Origin of the sequence: Lacibacter sp. H375, from assembly GCF_037892425.1 — a bacterium.
Lineage (GTDB): Bacteria > Bacteroidota > Bacteroidia > Chitinophagales > Chitinophagaceae > Lacibacter.
Map to the genome: position 1 here is coordinate 3,276,521 of NZ_JBBKTT010000001.1, position 16,850 is coordinate 3,293,370.

A 16,850-nucleotide genomic window follows, 5' to 3' on the forward strand; every position below is an offset into this window, starting at 1 on the left:
AACCATTGAACAGATATGAATTTCTTTCTTCTCCAGGTTCAAAATGCAGTTGATACCTTAACCAATGCAGCAACAACACAAGTGGTACCCAAAAAAGAAATGCATCTCATCGATCTGCTGATGCAGGCCGGTTGGATCATGATCCCGTTGTTATTGTTGAGCGTTGCTACCGTGTATGTGTTTGTTGAACGCTGGATGGCCATTAAAAAAGCAACAGAGATCGATGGTAATTTCATGAACATCATCCGTGATAATATCCTTAGCGGAAATGTAACAGCGGCACGCAACTTTGCCCGTAACACACAAAACCCTGTTGGACGTATCATCGATAAAGGCCTGCAACGCATTGGCAAACCCATCGATTCTATTGAGAACAGCATGGAGAATGTGGCCCAGCTCGAAATGTATAAACTGGAGCGTAACGTCAACATCCTTTCCGTGATCTCTAAGGTGGCACCCATCTTTGGTTTCGTTGGTACACTGGTTGGTTTGATGCAATTGTTCTTCAACATTAACGCAACGGGTGAGTATGAATTGAGTACCATTGCCGGCGGTATCTATACAAAACTGATCACATCGATCAGTGGTTTGGTGATTGGTTTGATCGCTTACCTGTGCCATAACATTCTGCATACACAGGTGGAGAAGGCATTGAATAAAATGGAAGCATCAGCTGCCGATTTCCTTGATGTATTGCAGGAACCAACCCGTTAAACCAACTCACGCATGAATCTCAGAAAGAAAAGAGCAGAATCATCGGAGGTGTTTACAGATGCGTTGAACGATATCCTGTTCATCCTGCTGATGTTTTTCTTGATAGTATCTACACTGGCTAATCCCAATGTGCGTAAAGCATCATTGCCAAAAGCCAAAAGCAATACCCGCAGTAAGCAAACGGTGGTGGTAACAATTGATGCGACCAATCATTTTTATGTGGGCTCAAAACCTGTTGATCCGTTATTGATGGATACAACACTTTCTCAAATGATCAGCGCTAAACGTAACAGTGGTGAAGAGGTGAGTATTGTCATCAATGCAGATCGTAATGCAACAATTGAAAGCTTTGCAGCCGTACTTCGTGCCGCTGATCGCTTAGGTGTGAAGGCGGTGATGAGTGTTGATAAGAAGGGAGTGCAATAAGATGTTGTTAGTGGATAGCCGACAGTAGTTAGTAGATGGCTCATTAACGGCTAATAACTAAAAACTATCGGCTTGCTTTCACCATCCGTTCGTTCCCACTCATATCTTTTTTCAATTCAACAGTAAAACCTTTGCGCTGAAATAGCTCAACAGTTTCTTTTCCCAATTGCTGGTTGATCTCAACATAAACAGAACCGTTCGGTTGGAGATGTTGTAATGCAAAATCAGCGATCTTTCGATAAAACAACAATGCATCTTCATCTGGAACAAACAATGCTTTGTGTGGTTCAAATTCCAGCACATGTTTACTCATTGTGTTTGCTTCTGTTGTTTTGATGTAAGGCGGATTACTGACGATGATATCATGCTTGCTTAATTCATTCCATTTACTTTTATCCAAAAAATCCAGCAACTTAAAGTTGATCTCTGCTTCATTATTCACCGCATTGGTTGTTGCTGTGTACAACGCATCGCTGCAAACATCAATGGCTGATACTCCTGTTTCTGGAAGATTTTTTTTGAGTGCGATGGGAATGCAGCCGCTGCCCGTTCCAATATCAAGGATAGAGAGTGAGGCGGTTTCTCTTCGTATATCGTACTTCATACCTCGTACATCCTTCACGATCCAATCCACCAACTCTTCCGTTTCCGGTCGGGGTATCAACACACTTTCATTTACTTCAAATTTCAACCCATAAAACCATGCTTCGTTCAATACATATTGCAGTGGACGATGCTTGAGCAGCTGCTGCAGAATACGATCGGTCTGTTGAGCTTCCTCAGCTGCAATGTTCTCTTGTTTGAGTTGCGGTAGTTTCTTTTTACCTACATGCTCCACAACTAACGCAGCCATTGCTTCAGCTTCAGATGGTTCGTGTGCAGCAGTTAACGCTTGCCGTAAGTGTTGATATTGTTCCTGCCAAGTCATACGCAAATCTACCTGCTTCTTCCGAAACCGCTATTTTTGCAGCCTTACAATGACCACCCACGAACAATATATGCAGCGCTGTATAGAACTTGCCCGTAAAGGCGCAGGCTCTGTAGCACCCAATCCAATGGTTGGGGCGGTATTGGTGCATGATGGTGAGATCATCGGTGAAGGGTGGCATCAGCAATATGGCGAAGCACATGCTGAGGTGAATTGCATTGCTGCTGTCATCCCGACGAAGGAGGGATCTTCCGATCAACGAATTCAACACTCCACTTTGTATGTTTCGCTTGAACCCTGTGCCCATTTCGGCAAAACACCGCCTTGCAGCGACCTCATCATCGAACACAAAATTCCAAAAGTGGTGATCGGTTGCCGTGATCCGTTTAAAGAAGTGGATGGCAAGGGAATTGAAAAACTGAAAGCTGCTGGTGTGGAAGTGACCGTAGATGTGTTGAAAGACGAATGTATTGATCTCAACAAACGCTTCTTTACATTTCACCAACAGCATCGGCCTTATGTAATTCTCAAGTGGGCGCAAACAAAGAACGGGATGATCGCTTCCGGGTCATCAAAGCGATTATTGATCAGCAATGAAATGACCAATCGATTGGTTCATCAATGGCGCAGTGAAGAAGCTTCCATACTTGTTGGAACAAACACTGCTTTGGTTGATGATCCACAACTCACCAACCGTTACTGGCCCGGCAAACAACCTGTTCGTCTGGTGCTGGATAAACAGTTGCGTTTACCAAATACTTTAAAGTTGTTTAATGATGATGCAAGAACAATTGTTTTTAATTCAATAAAGAATACTGAAGAAGGTAATGTGCAATACTATCAATTGCCGACGGATGCCGATGCCGTTCCTGCGTTGTTAAACGCATTGTATCAACTCAACATCAATAGCGTTATTGTTGAAGGCGGTGCTCAACTGCTGCAAAGTTTTATTGCTGCCGGTTTGTGGGATGAAGCACGCATCATTACCAACGAACAACTAACTGTTGATGATGGATTAAGAGCTCCACAACTTATCAACGCTGAACAGACATCCGAACAAATAATCGGTACAGATCGTATTGTGTACTACCGAAACTCATCACTCATTACTCATCGCTCATTATAATATGCTTTTACTTCTGCTTGGTAGTATTGTATTCAGTTCATGGCTAACATTGTCGTTTAAGCTTGTTGAGAAATTTGGCATTAACACTTTCCAGGCAATTGTATTCAACTACATTACTTGTGTTATTACCGGTTCATTTGTAAACGGCGCATTTCCCATCAATAATGAAGTGATAGGTGAGGAGTGGTTTAGGTGGGCAATGCTGATGGGAACAATATTTATTTCACTGTTTAATGTAATTGCCAAAACAGCACAAACGATGGGCGTGGCTGTAGCATCAGTAGGAAATAAATTATCGTTGGTAATTCCTTTCTTGTTTTCTATTTATTTATATAACGAGGAAGTAACAGTATTAAAAGTGGCAGGAGTGATTTTAGCCTTGCTTGCAGTAGTGCTCACCTGCTGGCCCGCACCCGGACATGTTGAACTTTCTGGTAAAGTTGTAAAGACCGCCTATTTTCTGTTGCCCGTGGTTTTATTTGTTGCAAGCGGTTTACTTGATACAATGATCAAGTATGTAGAGACAACTTACATCAACGAAGCGAACCAGAATGCTTATCTAATCAGTGCATTTGCTGCAGCCGCCTCTATTGGCATTATCAGTTTAATATTCCTTTATACAACTGGGCGGGTAAAGTTTGAATCAAAATCTGTTATCGCAGGCATTATCATTGGCGTACCGAATTATTTTTCCATTTGGTGTCTTATGGGTGTGCTGAAAGCTTATGCAGGCAACAGTTCTGCCATCATTCCAATTAATAACATGGGAATTGTTTTGTTCAGCACAGTGGCAGCGTTCCTGATGTTCAGGGAAAAATTAACAAAACTGAACTGGATCGGAATAATCATATCGATCGCTGCCATTGCACTGATTGCTTACGGTTAGTTTTCTTATTTACTATTCACCATTGACCATTCACAATATTAAATGAACGAAGAATTTTATTATACCATTGCCCAACCGGTTGTAGCCGAGTTTAAAGACCGGGGCAGTCGTTTTTTGGCCTATGCTTACCCGTTAAGTTCTGTTGATGATTTTAAAGCAAAGATGAAATTGTTGAAAGAAGAACATCCAAAAGCAGTGCATCATTGTTTTGCGTATCGCTTAGGTGTCGACGGAAATACTTTTCGTGTGAGTGATGATGGCGAGCCATCGGGCAGTGCAGGAAGGCCTATTCTTGGACAGATCGACAGCAAACAGCTTTGTAATGTACTGGTGGTAGTGGTGCGTTATTTCGGCGGCACGTTGTTAGGTGTACCTGGTTTGATCAATGCGTACAAGACTGCTACTTCGCTTGCTTTACAAACAACGCCCATCATTCAAAAGCAAATTGAAGTAAATTATCAGTTACACTTTGATTACACACGTATGAATGATGTGATGATGATTGTAAAACAATACAACTGTACGGTGGTAAAGCAAGAAACAAATCTGTTTTGTGACGTAGAGATTAGCATACCCAAGAACAGGTTAGAAGAAGTGTTGTTTAAGTTGGGAGAAATGCATACGGTTGAAGTAAGAAAGTTGTAAGTAGTAAGTTACAGGTTCTAAGTTCTAAAGTTCTGAGTTTGCAGTTTCAAGCTTGTGCCTTGGATTTTGTTTTTTGGGTTTTCTTGAACCTTGTTCCTTGTGCCTTACTCACGCTTTTCCCGTCATCTTATACACCAGCAATCCCACCACTTCTTTCAAATAGTTATCCCATCCCTGGAATGCATGATGCGATGGTGTAACTGATTCCCAGAATAACTGCGGATTATTGATAGAGGTAAAGTTGCAGGGATAGGCAACAGTATTCAGCCCCACTTTTGTAAACACCTGTTGCGATCGTTTCATGTGCATCGCAGAAGTAATGAGCAGGTAAGGTCCTTTCAACTGCAATGAATCAAGCAGTTTCTTTGAATACACTGCGTTCTCATAGGTATTACGGCTTTGGTTGTCACTCAGTATATCCTCTTTTGCAACACCCATCAGCAACAATTCTCCTTTTACAAAATCCGCTTCTTTGTATTGCTGCCGTAATACACTGCCGCTGCCACCGGTAATCAATATTTTTTTGATATGCCCGAGTTTGTATAAACGAACGGCCTGTATATAGCGATCGCTTGCGCCACCATAAAAACCCTGTTTGCTTTTAAATTCAAACGAAACAAAACCCGCCAGCAAAATACCCGCCGGGTATTGTTCGCCGGTGGTCATTATTTTTTGTTGGGCCTGCCAGCTAAGCGAAAGTTTATGAATGAGGTAGGGGTTTGAAAAGAGCAGGAACCAGGCAAAGCAAAAAATTATTCTGCGACGTTTCCTTTGCTGATCCTTTGTAAACAAGGTGATAAGTACAAATATCAGCAGCCAGTTAAAGGGCGAAATAAAAACGGAGAGGAGTTTCGATAACAGAAAAAACATGCCGTGAAGATAAAAATTTCCTGTTGCCAACAAAGAAAGGGGGTGAAAACAAACTTTAGCAGGGATTTTGCAGTGTATGAGAAGCAATATTTGATGAATAGAACTTAAAAACCTCTAACAACAAAAAAGAACATATGAAACAGATTGCTCTCCTGCTTGTTTTGCTGGTAACTGGTTTCGCAACAGCCGCACAATTAAAAGTAAAACCTGATTGCGGTGTTTTAACAGTTGATGTGTACAAAGGCTGGATCAATGAAACAAAGCCCAATATCGATCCTGAACAAATAAAGGCAAACCTACCTTGTTTTACCTCGTTTGAAAAAGAAGGATCTTCATCAACTTGCGGTGGTGGTGTTTATTTCGATGATAAAGGCTTTCGTTTTTATACGCAGCGTGATTACATTGTGATCAACGAAAAATTCAAGGGAAAATTTACGGCTCCTGTAATGGGCGTTAAAAAAGGAGGACTGTTCACCCGTTTTGGCAATCCCAAATTAAAGGATGCAAATTGGGAGGCCTATCAGATGGCTTACGGCATCATGATCGTTTATTATAATGCAAAAGGCGTAGTTAACAAAGTGATCATTAGTACCAAAACAACCGATGACATAGATCTCTGTAGTACAAACTGATCTTCTTTCAATGTTCTGTTTGGTGCGATGAAAGTTTCCATAGAAATTTGTAGTATTACAACAAATAATTTCTATGAAGCATACTTTAACGCTATTACTTTTTGCCGTACTTACTATCAGCGCTACTGCACAATTAAAAACCAAGCCAGATTGTGGTGCTATTACAGTTGATGTTTACAAAGGCTGGATCAATGAAGCAAAACCGAATGCTGATCCCGAGCAGATAAAAGCCAAACTCCCTTGTTTTACCTCTGCTGACAAAGAAGGAAATGAATCAGGCTGTGGTGGCGGTGTTTATTATGATGATAAGGGCATCTGCTTTTATATACAGCGTGATTACGTGGTGATCACAGAAGCATTTAAAGGAAAATTCACCGTACCGGTTTTGGGTGCTAAACGTGACGATCTGTTTGTACGTTTTGGTAATCCAAAAATGAAAGACGCAAATTGGGAAGCCTATCAAATGGCTTTCGGCATCATGATCGTTTATTATAACATGAAAGAGGTTATCAATAAAGTGATTCTGAGCACCAAGTCAATGGATGAAATTGACCTGTGTAATATCAACTAAACATTTATTTCTGTATAGTAACAACAGTGCCTGCTTTTGCATAACGGGCAAGATCATCTATATGGGTATTCTTGAGTGAAATACAACCGTTGGTCCAGTTGTAGTAACGGTCAATAAAATAATCGTTACCTCTTTCCACTCCATGGATGCCTATGCCGTTACCAACAGTTGCAGTTGCAGGTATCAGTCCATTCTTTTTTCGGAGTTTGTATTTGATCATGCTTTCAGTTGTTGGGTAATCTAACATCAACATCTTTTTCCACAGTTGATGATCCCTGCTGTATGCAATTTTAAATGAACCTTCCGGCGTTCTGCGGTCGCCCTGCATAAACTTATCTTCCAAAGGTTTTAAACCGAATACAACAGGGTAAGCAGCTAATAAACCTTTGCTATCGTACACACGCAATTCAAAATCAGATTTGTCAATGATTATGCGAACCGGGCCGCTGATTGTTCCTGCCGGCCGGTAATATTTTTGCATAGGACGAATACCGGTCTTGTCAACTTTAGTCGAAGGAGTAGAAACGGTTTTATATACAACGGGTCTTGCCTTTGTTGTTTCAGTAACCGAGGTTACGGGATTTGAATTGGTAGAACAGGCTATTGCAAGCACTGTCACAAGCAGTAGTACCGATGTAAAAAGTTTCATAGCATATCTGGTTTAAATAAAGCAGTTGAAACGGTTTTACAGAGTAGAAGAGGGTAGTGGTCGATTAAATAACGCTGCAAAATAAATGCTTATTGCATACAAAAAACAGGTTGGGGAAAGCCGGTTAGAAAATGTGAAAAACAACGTGGTAGCTTTACTTAAACCGCTTTTCTATTTACAGGAATTGGAGTGGTGTAAATTCTTTTCATTGAGTATTTCATGCAAAACAATCTCGGGTTATTGGCTAAAATACCAGAATGGGTAAATATTCTTTTCACCCCGGCATTTGAGGACCATGATATACGAGAAATAAAAAAAGTGGAAAAAACTGTTGAAGTACAACAAGAATTTACAGCGTCAGCAGCATGTCTTCATTTAATCCATTGTACTGGAAATGACCCAATGAGCGGAATCCGTTTTTCTGATAAAAACGAACTGCTTTAAAGTTGTCGGTTTGCACACCTCCCCAAAGAATGAGCTGTTTCACTTTCCTGTTTTTCATTTCGTCAATGACATAATTAAATAGTAATTGACCAACACCTGTACTTTGCCATTCATCTGTTACGGATGGTGCAATTGTGTAGCAATGATCGTAGGAAATCTCCACTCCATATTGTTGAAGCCGGGGGTAATCGTGATGCAGGTAGCCTTTTTTTAAAACTGTATAAGCGATGATGGTTTCGGATGCTGGGTCGAAAGCGATCCATGCTTCATGCTCCTGATTATTATAAAAAATTACCACATCTTCCTTATGAAAGGAGTGTGGCTGAAAGCGCTTTACTGTTGCCGGGCTTAGTTGATTTAGATATGTAAGCAATTGATCAAGATCATCACCTGTTAGTTGCTTGAGTATAACCGGCTTGTTTTGCTTTGTAAAGACTGTCATTATTTTAGATTATCAGTACTTAATTGATGTGATGTAAATCACTTGTTGATTCTCTCTAAGTAGTACTGATGCCTTCATGGTTTGTCACGACAATTTACGCATTTGTATCGCCCAGGGTTTTGGTTAGTGAATAATTCTTGTTTCCATATCTTCCAAGGCAACCCCTTTGGTTTCCGGCATCAGAAACCGAACATAGAGCAATTGTAATGCCATCATAATACAAAAGAAAAGAAAAATGGGTGCCCCTCCATATTTACCTGCAAACCAAGGGAAGGCATTTGCAATAATAGCAGCAAACACCCAATGGGTAAGGCTGCCAAATGATTGGCCACTTGCTCTTACTTCGTTCGGGAATATCTCGGAAATAAATACCCAGATAACAGCACCTTGTCCAATCGCATGTGCAGCAATGAACATGAAGACAAAAAACTGCATACCTGTATATTGATCGGTGTAAAATGCATAAGCCATTAATCCTAACGATATAATATAACCGATGGAGCCGATGTACATCAGTAATTTGCGGCCAAACCGATCGATGAGTGACAGACCGATCATAGTAAAAATTAAATTCACCAAACCAATGCCGGTTGATGATAGAAGTGCAGATGATGTACCAAGCCCAGTCATTTCAAACACACGTGGTGCGTAGTAAATAATAGCATTAATGCCCGATGCCTGGTTAAAGAATGCTAACAGAAATGCAAGTAAGATGGGCCAGCGGAATTGTTTTGAAAAGAAACTTGCTTTTGTTTTTCGTTCGCTGTGTTTCGATTCTATGATGGCTTTCAACGTTTGCTCTGCACTTGATGGGTCAATTTGATTCAATACATCGATTGCTTTTGCATCATCGTTTTTGTGCAACACCAGCCAACGTGGACTTTCAGAAATGAACAACGTCAGCAATGTAAATATTAGAGAGGGAATGGCAACAATACCCAACATCCAGCGCCAATCATTTTCACCGGTAGCGCCAAGTAAATAATTGGATACATACGCAATGAGGATACCAAACACAATATTGAATTGAAATAACGCTACTAAAAACCCTCTTTTCTTTGGCGGTGCAATTTCTGAAATGTATAACGGCGATACAACCGATGATGCACCAATACTGAAACCGCCCAGCACACGAAAGATCATGAACACATATACATCCTGCGCCATGGCAGAACCCAGCGACGAGGCGAGAAATAATAATCCGATCCAGAATAATGAACGCTTTCGTCCCAGTTTATCTGCAATCATACCGCCGAATAATGCACCAATGACGGTGCCGTACAATGCAGTGGCAATTGCAAGGCCATGCATGGCATCGCTCAATTGCCAGAGATGCTGAATCTTTTGTTCAGCACCGGAAATAACGGCAACGTCTAACCCAAATAAGAAACCGCTCAACGCAACGGTGAGCGACCAGAGAAGTAATTTGTTTGTTTGCATAACAATCGTGGTTTGTACAGGCGAAGCTTTCAAAAGGTCACTGTGAAAATAATCTTTCTATTTAAATTATGGGCATGATCGTTTTTGCAATCGTTTGATGTTTGGAGAATTTGGAATGGAGTGCTACTGCAAAATTATGCTACCTGCTTTCGAAAAGCTGCAGCTATATAAGCCAATGGTATACCAATGCAAACAATAAGAATAAGAATTGCTGTTAATGTTCCATTTAAAGTTGATGGCTGCTTAGTGGCGAATGATAATGGAACTACAACAAAACGCATTACAGCCCAGGTGAAAATGCCATAGCCAATTCCTGTAAGCAAACGATTTTGCAGTAGAGCGGGCCGCCTGCTAATGAGCCAGAAAAAGAAAACAGTAAAGCATATAGCAATGATGTAGTGAAACAAAAATCCCCAGGCGACCATAGCTGCACCGCCTTTCATTGCCACGTTGCCAAATACGCCACTGGCAATAAACTTCATAACGATGAAAGGATCTTTCCCTGTTTTAATAAAGAACTGAAGCATGGCAGCTGTAATATCGAGTGTGCCGACAATAATACCTGCCAGCAATACTTTTGCAGTAAACAGTTTACTCATTGGAGTTGATTGTTAAGGACAATTAAGTTAGATCATTTTCTTTGGCCTGTTTGCTGATTTGGATGAAAGGAAAATGGCCTGCACCAGCAAGCCATTTTTTATTTTAATTGGGGATCAATTGTGACTTCGTGACGAAGTAGAAGCCGCCATCTATTCATCTGTGTCAATGGTCTCTTTGTTGAAATTTTTCCAACTGAGAAAATGGTCGATCGTCAAATACAAAAACAAGGGGATACTCGTAATACGAAGAAAAAGATCCATTTTGTCTTTGTTGTCTTGACCACGTATTGCTAATACCAGGTTCGCTAACACCACCAAAAGTGAAAGAGCAAAAAGAAATAAGTGGGTGTTTTTTGATTTGAGCATTTTTTGAAGTTGGATTAATAAAGATAATCAGATCGTTTGAATATCTTTTGTTGTTTTGGAGATGCTAACCAAATGAAATACTGTTATCAGTTAGCCACCTTAATATAGCCATAACCTTCGGCCTGTTTCTTCACCAGTTCATAAATACCATCGGGCACAGTTTGCACACCTGGTAATAAATTTCCTTTGTTGATCTCGTGTACTTTCATTGCTACTTCACACACTTTAAAGGTTGCTTTGTTAGCTGCCACGATCTTTTGAATATCATCGGTTACCGATGATTTTTCTTTAGTGACCATACCCAGTGATTTGCCATAAAACACCACGACGATCTTTGCTTTAGGGTCAGCTTCGGTAATTAAGTTGATCCAGCGTATGACACGTGCATGCACTTCGGGATCGGAACTGGTAAGATCGAATGCTACATTGTATGGTTTGTCTTGCGCAAATAACTGTGCTGTGGCAATACATACCAGTAGAAACACAAATATCTTTTTCATAACCTTGTTTTTTAAGATGTATAAGTTACACAACTTAAAAGGGTATGTCAAGTGGTTCATTAATTTTTTTAAAACGAAACGTGACGATGCGTTCAATTCACATAGCTAAAATTCTTTCCTCCATCCTGAACTTCTATCTTTTTAATATCTGCAAGTTTTATTTCTTTACGAATAGCAGAAATAAATCTTGATCGTACGCCATATAAAGTGGAATCGGAGATAAACAGACGATCAAAATAGAAAATTGTTTTCTTTCCATTTAGTTCTGTAACTCTAACTTCAATTGAAGGAGAATTTGAGAACGCAACTGTGTTGCCGCTTTTGTCGGTGCAATAAATCAAGGGAATGCCGTTGGCCAGGTAATTATACTTTTCTCCAATGGGACCTCTTACAGTAACTGATTTTAATTTTGCCGAATCAATTGAGGCAAATTGTTTTTTCAGGCTTTCTGTTGTGATGTAATATGTTTTGCAGGAACAAAGTACAAGACAACAAAGGGTAACACCGAAATTTATTCTCATTATGTATAGCGGTTAAGTTTGCTAATTACTCGAAAAGCCCGCCTCTTCAGCCACTGTTACTTCACTATAATCTTTCACCACATTGTACAATGTATCACGCTCAACAGGTTTGCGATTCACTTGTTTAATGAGTGCAACTAATTGCTCGGTGGTCATGGTAGGCGTTTGTTCTTCGCTGCCGGCCATGCTGTAGATTTTTGTTGTATCATCAATAGTGCCATCAATATCGTTTACACCAAAGCTCAACGTCATTTGTGCATTGTGGCGGCCAAGCATTGGCCAGTATGCTTTAATATGCGGGAAGTTATCGAGGAACAAACGTGCAATGGCATACATCTTCATGTCTTCAACAACTGTGCTTTCCGCAACATTGCTCATATCATTATCCTGGTTACGGAACTTCAATGGAATAAACGTCTGGAATCCTTTTGTTTCATCCTGCAGCTTTCTTAATCGACTCATATGATCAACCCGGTGCCAATATTGTTCAATATGTCCGTACAACATAGTTGCATTACTGTGCAAACCAAGTTTATGAGCTGTAGCATGAATATTCAACCAGCCATCTCCATCAACTTTGTCGGCACAAATTTTTTCACGTATCTCCGGATGAAAAATTTCTGCTCCACCACCGGGAATAGAATCCAGACCATGACTGATGAGTATTTTTAATCCTTCTTCTGCACTCACTTTTGCTTTACGGAACATGTAATCGTATTCAACCGCAGTAAATGCTTTGATGTGTAAATCAGGACGATGATCTTTAATTGCTTTCAATAGATCAGCAAAAAACTTCAGATCCATTTTCGGGTGAACACCACCAACAATATGGACTTCGGTAACAGGAACGCCATCATATTTTTTTACCATGTGCAACATCTGGTCGATACTCAGTTCCCAGCCTTCATCACGTTTTGCATAAAGTTTAGAATAAGAACAGAAATTGCAACTGAACACACATACATTAGTAGGTTCAATATGAAAGTTACGGTTGAAGTAAGTGGTATCGCCATGCATACGCTCACGCACAAAATTTGCCAGAGCGCCTAAAAAAGGTAGACTTGCTTTTTCAAACAACAACACAGCATCTTCTTCACTGATGCGTTGTTTATTATAAATTTTATCGGCTATCTGTTGCAGATCTTCACTGATACGGTTGCCTTTGAGTATAGCTTCAATTCCGGTTTGCATAATATTTCTTTGTTTGATGTTGTTGCCAACGTTGTCGCTGTCAATATTTGGTGCATTGAACACCAATCACTAAAACAAAACAGCGCAACTTTTGCAAAGTTACGCTGAGAACGGTTTCAAAACTGAACCTATATCTGCTATATAACAGTTTAATTATTGACCTTGATCACCCTGAAAGTATCTGTATTTCGTGAACGATAAACGATCTGAACGGTGTAAATGCCACTACTCATACTGCCAAGATCAATTTCCTGGTAGCCGGGAGTAGGAATGGAGCCCGGTCGGCCGAGAGCAATACGTTTCTGCCATACTAACTGACCAACCTGGTTGTATACATTTATGTATTCAATGTTGGCAGGCGGATCATAATACTGCAAAGAGAACCTTTCTCTGAATGGGTTGGGTGTTATCATTACACCCTTTGCTTTCAGGTTTGGATTAACATCACGCACTACAATATTTATATCATCAATGTAAATGTTGTTTTCATAGTTCGTGGTATTGCGGAAAACCACTTGCATGTATTGAGCAGTTGCTCCGGAGAAATCGCCCAGAAAAACGCTATCTCGCCGCCATTCGTTTGCATCGGGTATAAAAAATTCTTCAACAGCAATATTGCCTGTGGTGATGAGGTCACGTCCCCATTTTTTATAAACAGAACGGAGTGTTTTACCACAATCATCGGTTACAAATATTTCCAATGTATCAGTTGGTACATCTGCCTGGAATGGATTTGTGAACATGGCTGCAGCCACCTGGAAGGTCAGGAAGGCCGAGTCTTTTCCTCTTACTTCAAGCAACGGAGATTTCATGAGGTCCTGATTGCCATTTACATCGTAATCAAAATTATTGATGAACATCGAGGCACTACCTGTTTTAGCTGCAGTAGTTGTGCGTTCCCAGGTGATGGCGTTATCAGGATTTATACGTTGCCAATTTTGAGGAGGAAAGGTTGTTGATTCAAATCCTTCTGTTAATGGTAATGTGCCGACAGGAAAAATAACTCCATCAATGCGGCCAGTATCATTTGTTAAACGTTGATCAACATTTCCATTTGGGTTTGATGTGTACACTATCAGATTCGCATTGGTGCCCGTACTCAGCGTCATTGGGTTCAGCGTAACATCAACCGATGCAAGCGGTGCGAGGTTGCCAGTCCAATTGGTTATAGTTGGGGTGCCTGTTCCAAATCTTGCAGTAATAGTAAGAGCGGTGATATTATCAGTTCCTGCATTGCGGATTGTTACAACAGGACGATAAGAACTGCTGCATACATAAATAAAATTAGTGCCGTTACTGCAAGGCCCAAGTGCCGCATCATTGAAGCGTACAAATTTTGCATCACGGTTAAATGTTGCAACTGGCGTACATCCGTTTGAAGTGGCTAAAGACTGCATCCAGCTAACTGTTGCAAGTGTTGCTTCCATACGCAATTGTTGTTGCGTGGTATACATCACCATTGCACGATCATCAACATAGTCCATATAGTTCATCCACATAATGCCGGGTGCAGTTGTTTGGCATGCATCGAGAATAACACTATCTGCAGCAGGCGCACCAAATGTGCAATCAAACTGTGAAGGTGTATCTGCAATACCATCATCATCAGTACAACTTTGTGCGCCATCACAATTATTGGGTCCCCAGATATGTTCAAGATCAAAAAAGTGACCAATTTCATGCGTAGCTGTGCGGCCCTGGTTATAAGGTGCCACCGCTGTTCCGTTTTTGCCAAATGCCTGGTAATTGTTTACAAAACCACGTTCGTTTAAAGGCACATCGGGTAAGGGTAATGAAGCGTAGTAAGCGTAACCTAAAAAGCCATCGGGCATTTCACAAACCCAGATATTTAAATATTTTGAAGCATCCCATGCATCGCTGCCGCCTTCACATGTAAACTTCACAGGATCTCCTTCACCGGGATCAGACAAAATTGACGAAGCAACACGAACAATTCCGTTCGTTGCTTCTCCAAGCGGATCTCTTTTTGCTAAACAAAACCGAAGATTGCCTTTGCCATATCGTGATTTGAATGCTGCAGGTATACGAACTGAATCGGCATTGAGACCTCCATAGTCTGCATTCAGCACATCAATTTGTGATTGTATCTGTGCATCTGTTACAAGACCAGGGTTTGGCAGAATCACGTGAACCACTACTGGAATTGTAATGAGCGCATTGGTACGTAAGAGTTGATTGATTTGATTGAGTTGATCGTAACGGGCAACGGTGGTTTGCCTGTTGTTCAACATCCGGGTCTTTAATCGTGGATCTTTTTTTACAGCCTCATCAAAAAGCGTTTGGGTACCGCAGCGTTGAAAGCTATTGGCACGTTTAATCACTGGTGTTTTTTGTTTTTGTGCCGATATGTTTAAACAGCAGGTGCTTATCAATAAAAGGAAGAGAACCGGTTTGATCAAGTTCATACGGGATGTTATACTGTGAATGTACGAAGTGTGGCTCAAAAAGGTTGCTTCAGTCAGTCACAGATTTTAACCGCTTGTGTAAACTTGCGACACAATGCCACGCTGTTTAACAATGATTTAGATGTTACAAAAACCGTTATCTTTCAAGCTAAATACAAACGTTCAATCAAAACAGTTGTTGATGAATCTTAAATCACGCCTTACGGTTTTAAGTTTTTTACAGTTTTTTATCTGGGGTATATGGCTTATTTCTTTGGGGGGCTATATGTTCGCCAATTTTAATAACCCTATTGATCCTAATCTGGGTTCCAAAGTAGGCAACACATACGGTACCATGGGCTGGGCATCGCTGTTTATGCCTGCGTTGATTGGAATCATTGCTGATAAGTATATCCGTGCCGAGATCATGTTGGGCATCAGTCATATTATTGCAGGCCTAGGATTGTATTACGCCAGCACGGTTACCAATGCCGGAGATATGTATTGGGCTATCTTCTTTGTAAGTTGTTTTTATATGCCAACTATCGGTTTGAGTAATTCTGTTTCTTACTCATTACTCAGTAGGCAAAACCTCGACATCCAAAAATCATTTGCACCCATTCGTGTATGGGGTACCGTTGGTTTTATTGTGGCTGAGTGGGCTGTTGATCTGTTGGGCTGGACGCAAAACAACAATCAGTTTTATTTTGCAGCAGTGGCGGGCATCATTACAGGCTTGTATTGTTTTACATTGCCACGTATTGAAGTAAGTACATCAACTGAAAAGAAATCGTTTGCTACCCGTTTGGGTTTAGATGCATTTCAATTGTTCAAAAGCCCGATGATGACGAAGTTCTTTTTGTTCGCTATGTTTTTGGGTGCTGCATTGCAGATTACAAACATGTTTGGTAATCCTTTCCTTGGCGATTTTGGAAAGACACCGGAGTATGCAGAAAGCTTTGCTGTAAAACATAGTAATATTCTGATATCACTTTCCCAGATATCAGAAACACTGTTTATTCTTGCTATACCGTTTTTCCTGAAACGTTTTGGCATTAAGCAGGTAATGTTGATCAGTATGATCGCATGGGTACTACGCTTTGCGTTGTTTGGTTTAGGTAATCCGGGTTCAGGACTTTCGTTGCTTATTCTGTCGATGATCGTTTATGGCATGGCGTTCGACTTCTTTAATATCTCCGGTTCGTTGTTTGTTGACAGGGAAGCAAAGCCGGGCATCAGAGCAAGTGCACAAGGTTTGTTTATGTTGATGACAAACGGACTTGGTGCTATCCTCGGTGGACTTTTTGCAGGACAGGTTGTTGATTATTTTACTGATGCTGCAGGTATAAAAGACTGGCCAAATATCTGGTATAGTTTTGCGGCTTATTCACTCGTAATTGCAGTACTGTTCTTTGTTACCTTCAAATACAAACATGATCCCAATTCAATAAGTTCTGTAGAGCATTAAAATAACAGCCTCCGTTTATAACGGAGG

At 40.7% G+C, this 16,850-nt stretch carries 19 protein-coding genes; 8 read left to right on the forward strand and 11 right to left on the reverse strand.

Going from position 1 to position 16,850, the window contains the following annotated elements:
• The first annotated feature begins 15 nt into the window (after window positions 1-15).
• Window positions 16-714 (forward strand): MotA/TolQ/ExbB proton channel family protein, encoded by a 699-nt coding sequence (locus WG954_RS14230; protein ID WP_340437320.1) that lies wholly within the window; start codon window positions 16-18, stop codon window positions 712-714.
• Window positions 715-726: 12 nt separating this feature from the next.
• On the forward strand, window positions 727-1,140 hold the full coding sequence (locus WG954_RS14235) for an ExbD/TolR family protein (RefSeq protein ID WP_182806292.1): 414 nt from the start codon (window positions 727-729) through the stop codon (window positions 1,138-1,140).
• Window positions 1,141-1,204: 64 nt separating this feature from the next.
• On the opposite strand, the gene prmC is transcribed toward WG954_RS14235, so the two are convergent.
• The gene (prmC, locus tag WG954_RS14240; protein ID WP_340437321.1) at window positions 1,205-2,068 is read right to left on the reverse strand and encodes a peptide chain release factor N(5)-glutamine methyltransferase; all 864 of its coding nucleotides are present in this window, start codon (window positions 2,066-2,068) and stop codon (window positions 1,205-1,207) included.
• Between the two features lie 49 nt (window positions 2,069-2,117).
• On the opposite strand from prmC, the gene ribD reads away from it, so the two are divergent.
• From ribD to WG954_RS14255, 3 genes are read left to right on the forward strand one after another with little or no spacing between them, the layout of a single operon-like run.
• On the forward strand, window positions 2,118-3,194 hold the full coding sequence (gene ribD, locus WG954_RS14245) for a bifunctional diaminohydroxyphosphoribosylaminopyrimidine deaminase/5-amino-6-(5-phosphoribosylamino)uracil reductase RibD (protein WP_340437322.1): 1,077 nt from the start codon (window positions 2,118-2,120) through the stop codon (window positions 3,192-3,194).
• Window position 3,195: 1 nt separating this feature from the next.
• On the forward strand, window positions 3,196-4,080 hold the full coding sequence (locus tag WG954_RS14250; protein WP_340437323.1) for a hypothetical protein: 885 nt from the start codon (window positions 3,196-3,198) through the stop codon (window positions 4,078-4,080).
• A 42-nt stretch (window positions 4,081-4,122) separates the two neighbouring features.
• The gene (locus WG954_RS14255) at window positions 4,123-4,725 is read left to right on the forward strand and encodes an IMPACT family protein (RefSeq protein WP_340437324.1); all 603 of its coding nucleotides are present in this window, start codon (window positions 4,123-4,125) and stop codon (window positions 4,723-4,725) included.
• Window positions 4,726-4,833: 108 nt separating this feature from the next.
• Here the strand turns inward: WG954_RS14255 and WG954_RS14260 are convergent, their stop codons facing one another.
• Window positions 4,834-5,595 carry a YdcF family protein gene (locus WG954_RS14260; protein ID WP_340437325.1) on the reverse strand — a complete coding sequence of 254 codons (762 nt, stop codon included), beginning with the start codon at window positions 5,593-5,595 and terminating at the stop codon, window positions 4,834-4,836.
• Window positions 5,596-5,729: 134 nt separating this feature from the next.
• Here WG954_RS14260 and WG954_RS14265 point away from each other — a divergent pair, with 134 nt between their 5' ends.
• Both WG954_RS14265 and WG954_RS14270 read left to right on the forward strand, forming a co-directional pair.
• A complete protein-coding gene (locus tag WG954_RS14265; RefSeq protein ID WP_340437326.1) occupies window positions 5,730-6,227 on the forward strand; it encodes a hypothetical protein in 498 nt (165 codons plus the stop codon).
• A 73-nt stretch (window positions 6,228-6,300) separates the two neighbouring features.
• Window positions 6,301-6,798 carry a hypothetical protein gene (locus WG954_RS14270; RefSeq protein ID WP_340437327.1) on the forward strand — a complete coding sequence of 166 codons (498 nt, stop codon included), beginning with the start codon at window positions 6,301-6,303 and terminating at the stop codon, window positions 6,796-6,798.
• Window positions 6,799-6,802: 4 nt separating this feature from the next.
• Here WG954_RS14270 and WG954_RS14275 read toward each other — a convergent pair whose 3' ends face one another.
• From WG954_RS14275 to WG954_RS14315, 9 genes are all read right to left on the reverse strand, one after another.
• Complete coding sequence (locus WG954_RS14275; RefSeq protein WP_340437328.1) at window positions 6,803-7,447, reverse strand: L,D-transpeptidase family protein; 645 nt, start codon at window positions 7,445-7,447, stop codon at window positions 6,803-6,805.
• A 349-nt stretch (window positions 7,448-7,796) separates the two neighbouring features.
• Window positions 7,797-8,333: a GNAT family N-acetyltransferase gene (locus tag WG954_RS14280; protein ID WP_340437329.1), complete on the reverse strand. Its 537-nt coding sequence runs from the start codon at window positions 8,331-8,333 to the stop codon at window positions 7,797-7,799.
• Window positions 8,334-8,456: 123 nt separating this feature from the next.
• Complete coding sequence (locus tag WG954_RS14285) at window positions 8,457-9,773, reverse strand: sugar porter family MFS transporter (RefSeq protein WP_340437330.1); 1,317 nt, start codon at window positions 9,771-9,773, stop codon at window positions 8,457-8,459.
• Between the two features lie 134 nt (window positions 9,774-9,907).
• A complete protein-coding gene (locus WG954_RS14290) occupies window positions 9,908-10,372 on the reverse strand; it encodes a hypothetical protein (protein ID WP_340437332.1) in 465 nt (154 codons plus the stop codon).
• Window positions 10,373-10,522: 150 nt separating this feature from the next.
• On the reverse strand, window positions 10,523-10,738 hold the full coding sequence (locus WG954_RS14295; RefSeq protein WP_340437334.1) for a hypothetical protein: 216 nt from the start codon (window positions 10,736-10,738) through the stop codon (window positions 10,523-10,525).
• An 86-nt stretch (window positions 10,739-10,824) separates the two neighbouring features.
• Window positions 10,825-11,238, reverse strand: a complete 414-nt coding sequence (locus WG954_RS14300) for a DsrE family protein (RefSeq protein WP_340437335.1) — start codon at window positions 11,236-11,238, stop codon at window positions 10,825-10,827.
• A 92-nt stretch (window positions 11,239-11,330) separates the two neighbouring features.
• On the reverse strand, window positions 11,331-11,759 hold the full coding sequence (locus tag WG954_RS14305) for a hypothetical protein (protein ID WP_340437336.1): 429 nt from the start codon (window positions 11,757-11,759) through the stop codon (window positions 11,331-11,333).
• 21 nt (window positions 11,760-11,780) lie between these two features.
• On the reverse strand, window positions 11,781-12,950 hold the full coding sequence (mqnE, locus tag WG954_RS14310; RefSeq protein WP_340437337.1) for an aminofutalosine synthase MqnE: 1,170 nt from the start codon (window positions 12,948-12,950) through the stop codon (window positions 11,781-11,783).
• A 149-nt stretch (window positions 12,951-13,099) separates the two neighbouring features.
• Complete coding sequence (locus WG954_RS14315) at window positions 13,100-15,376, reverse strand: M43 family zinc metalloprotease (protein WP_340437338.1); 2,277 nt, start codon at window positions 15,374-15,376, stop codon at window positions 13,100-13,102.
• A 181-nt stretch (window positions 15,377-15,557) separates the two neighbouring features.
• Here WG954_RS14315 and WG954_RS14320 point away from each other — a divergent pair, with 181 nt between their 5' ends.
• Window positions 15,558-16,823 carry a nucleoside permease gene (locus WG954_RS14320; RefSeq protein ID WP_340437339.1) on the forward strand — a complete coding sequence of 422 codons (1,266 nt, stop codon included), beginning with the start codon at window positions 15,558-15,560 and terminating at the stop codon, window positions 16,821-16,823.
• Window positions 16,824-16,850 lie beyond the last annotated feature (27 nt).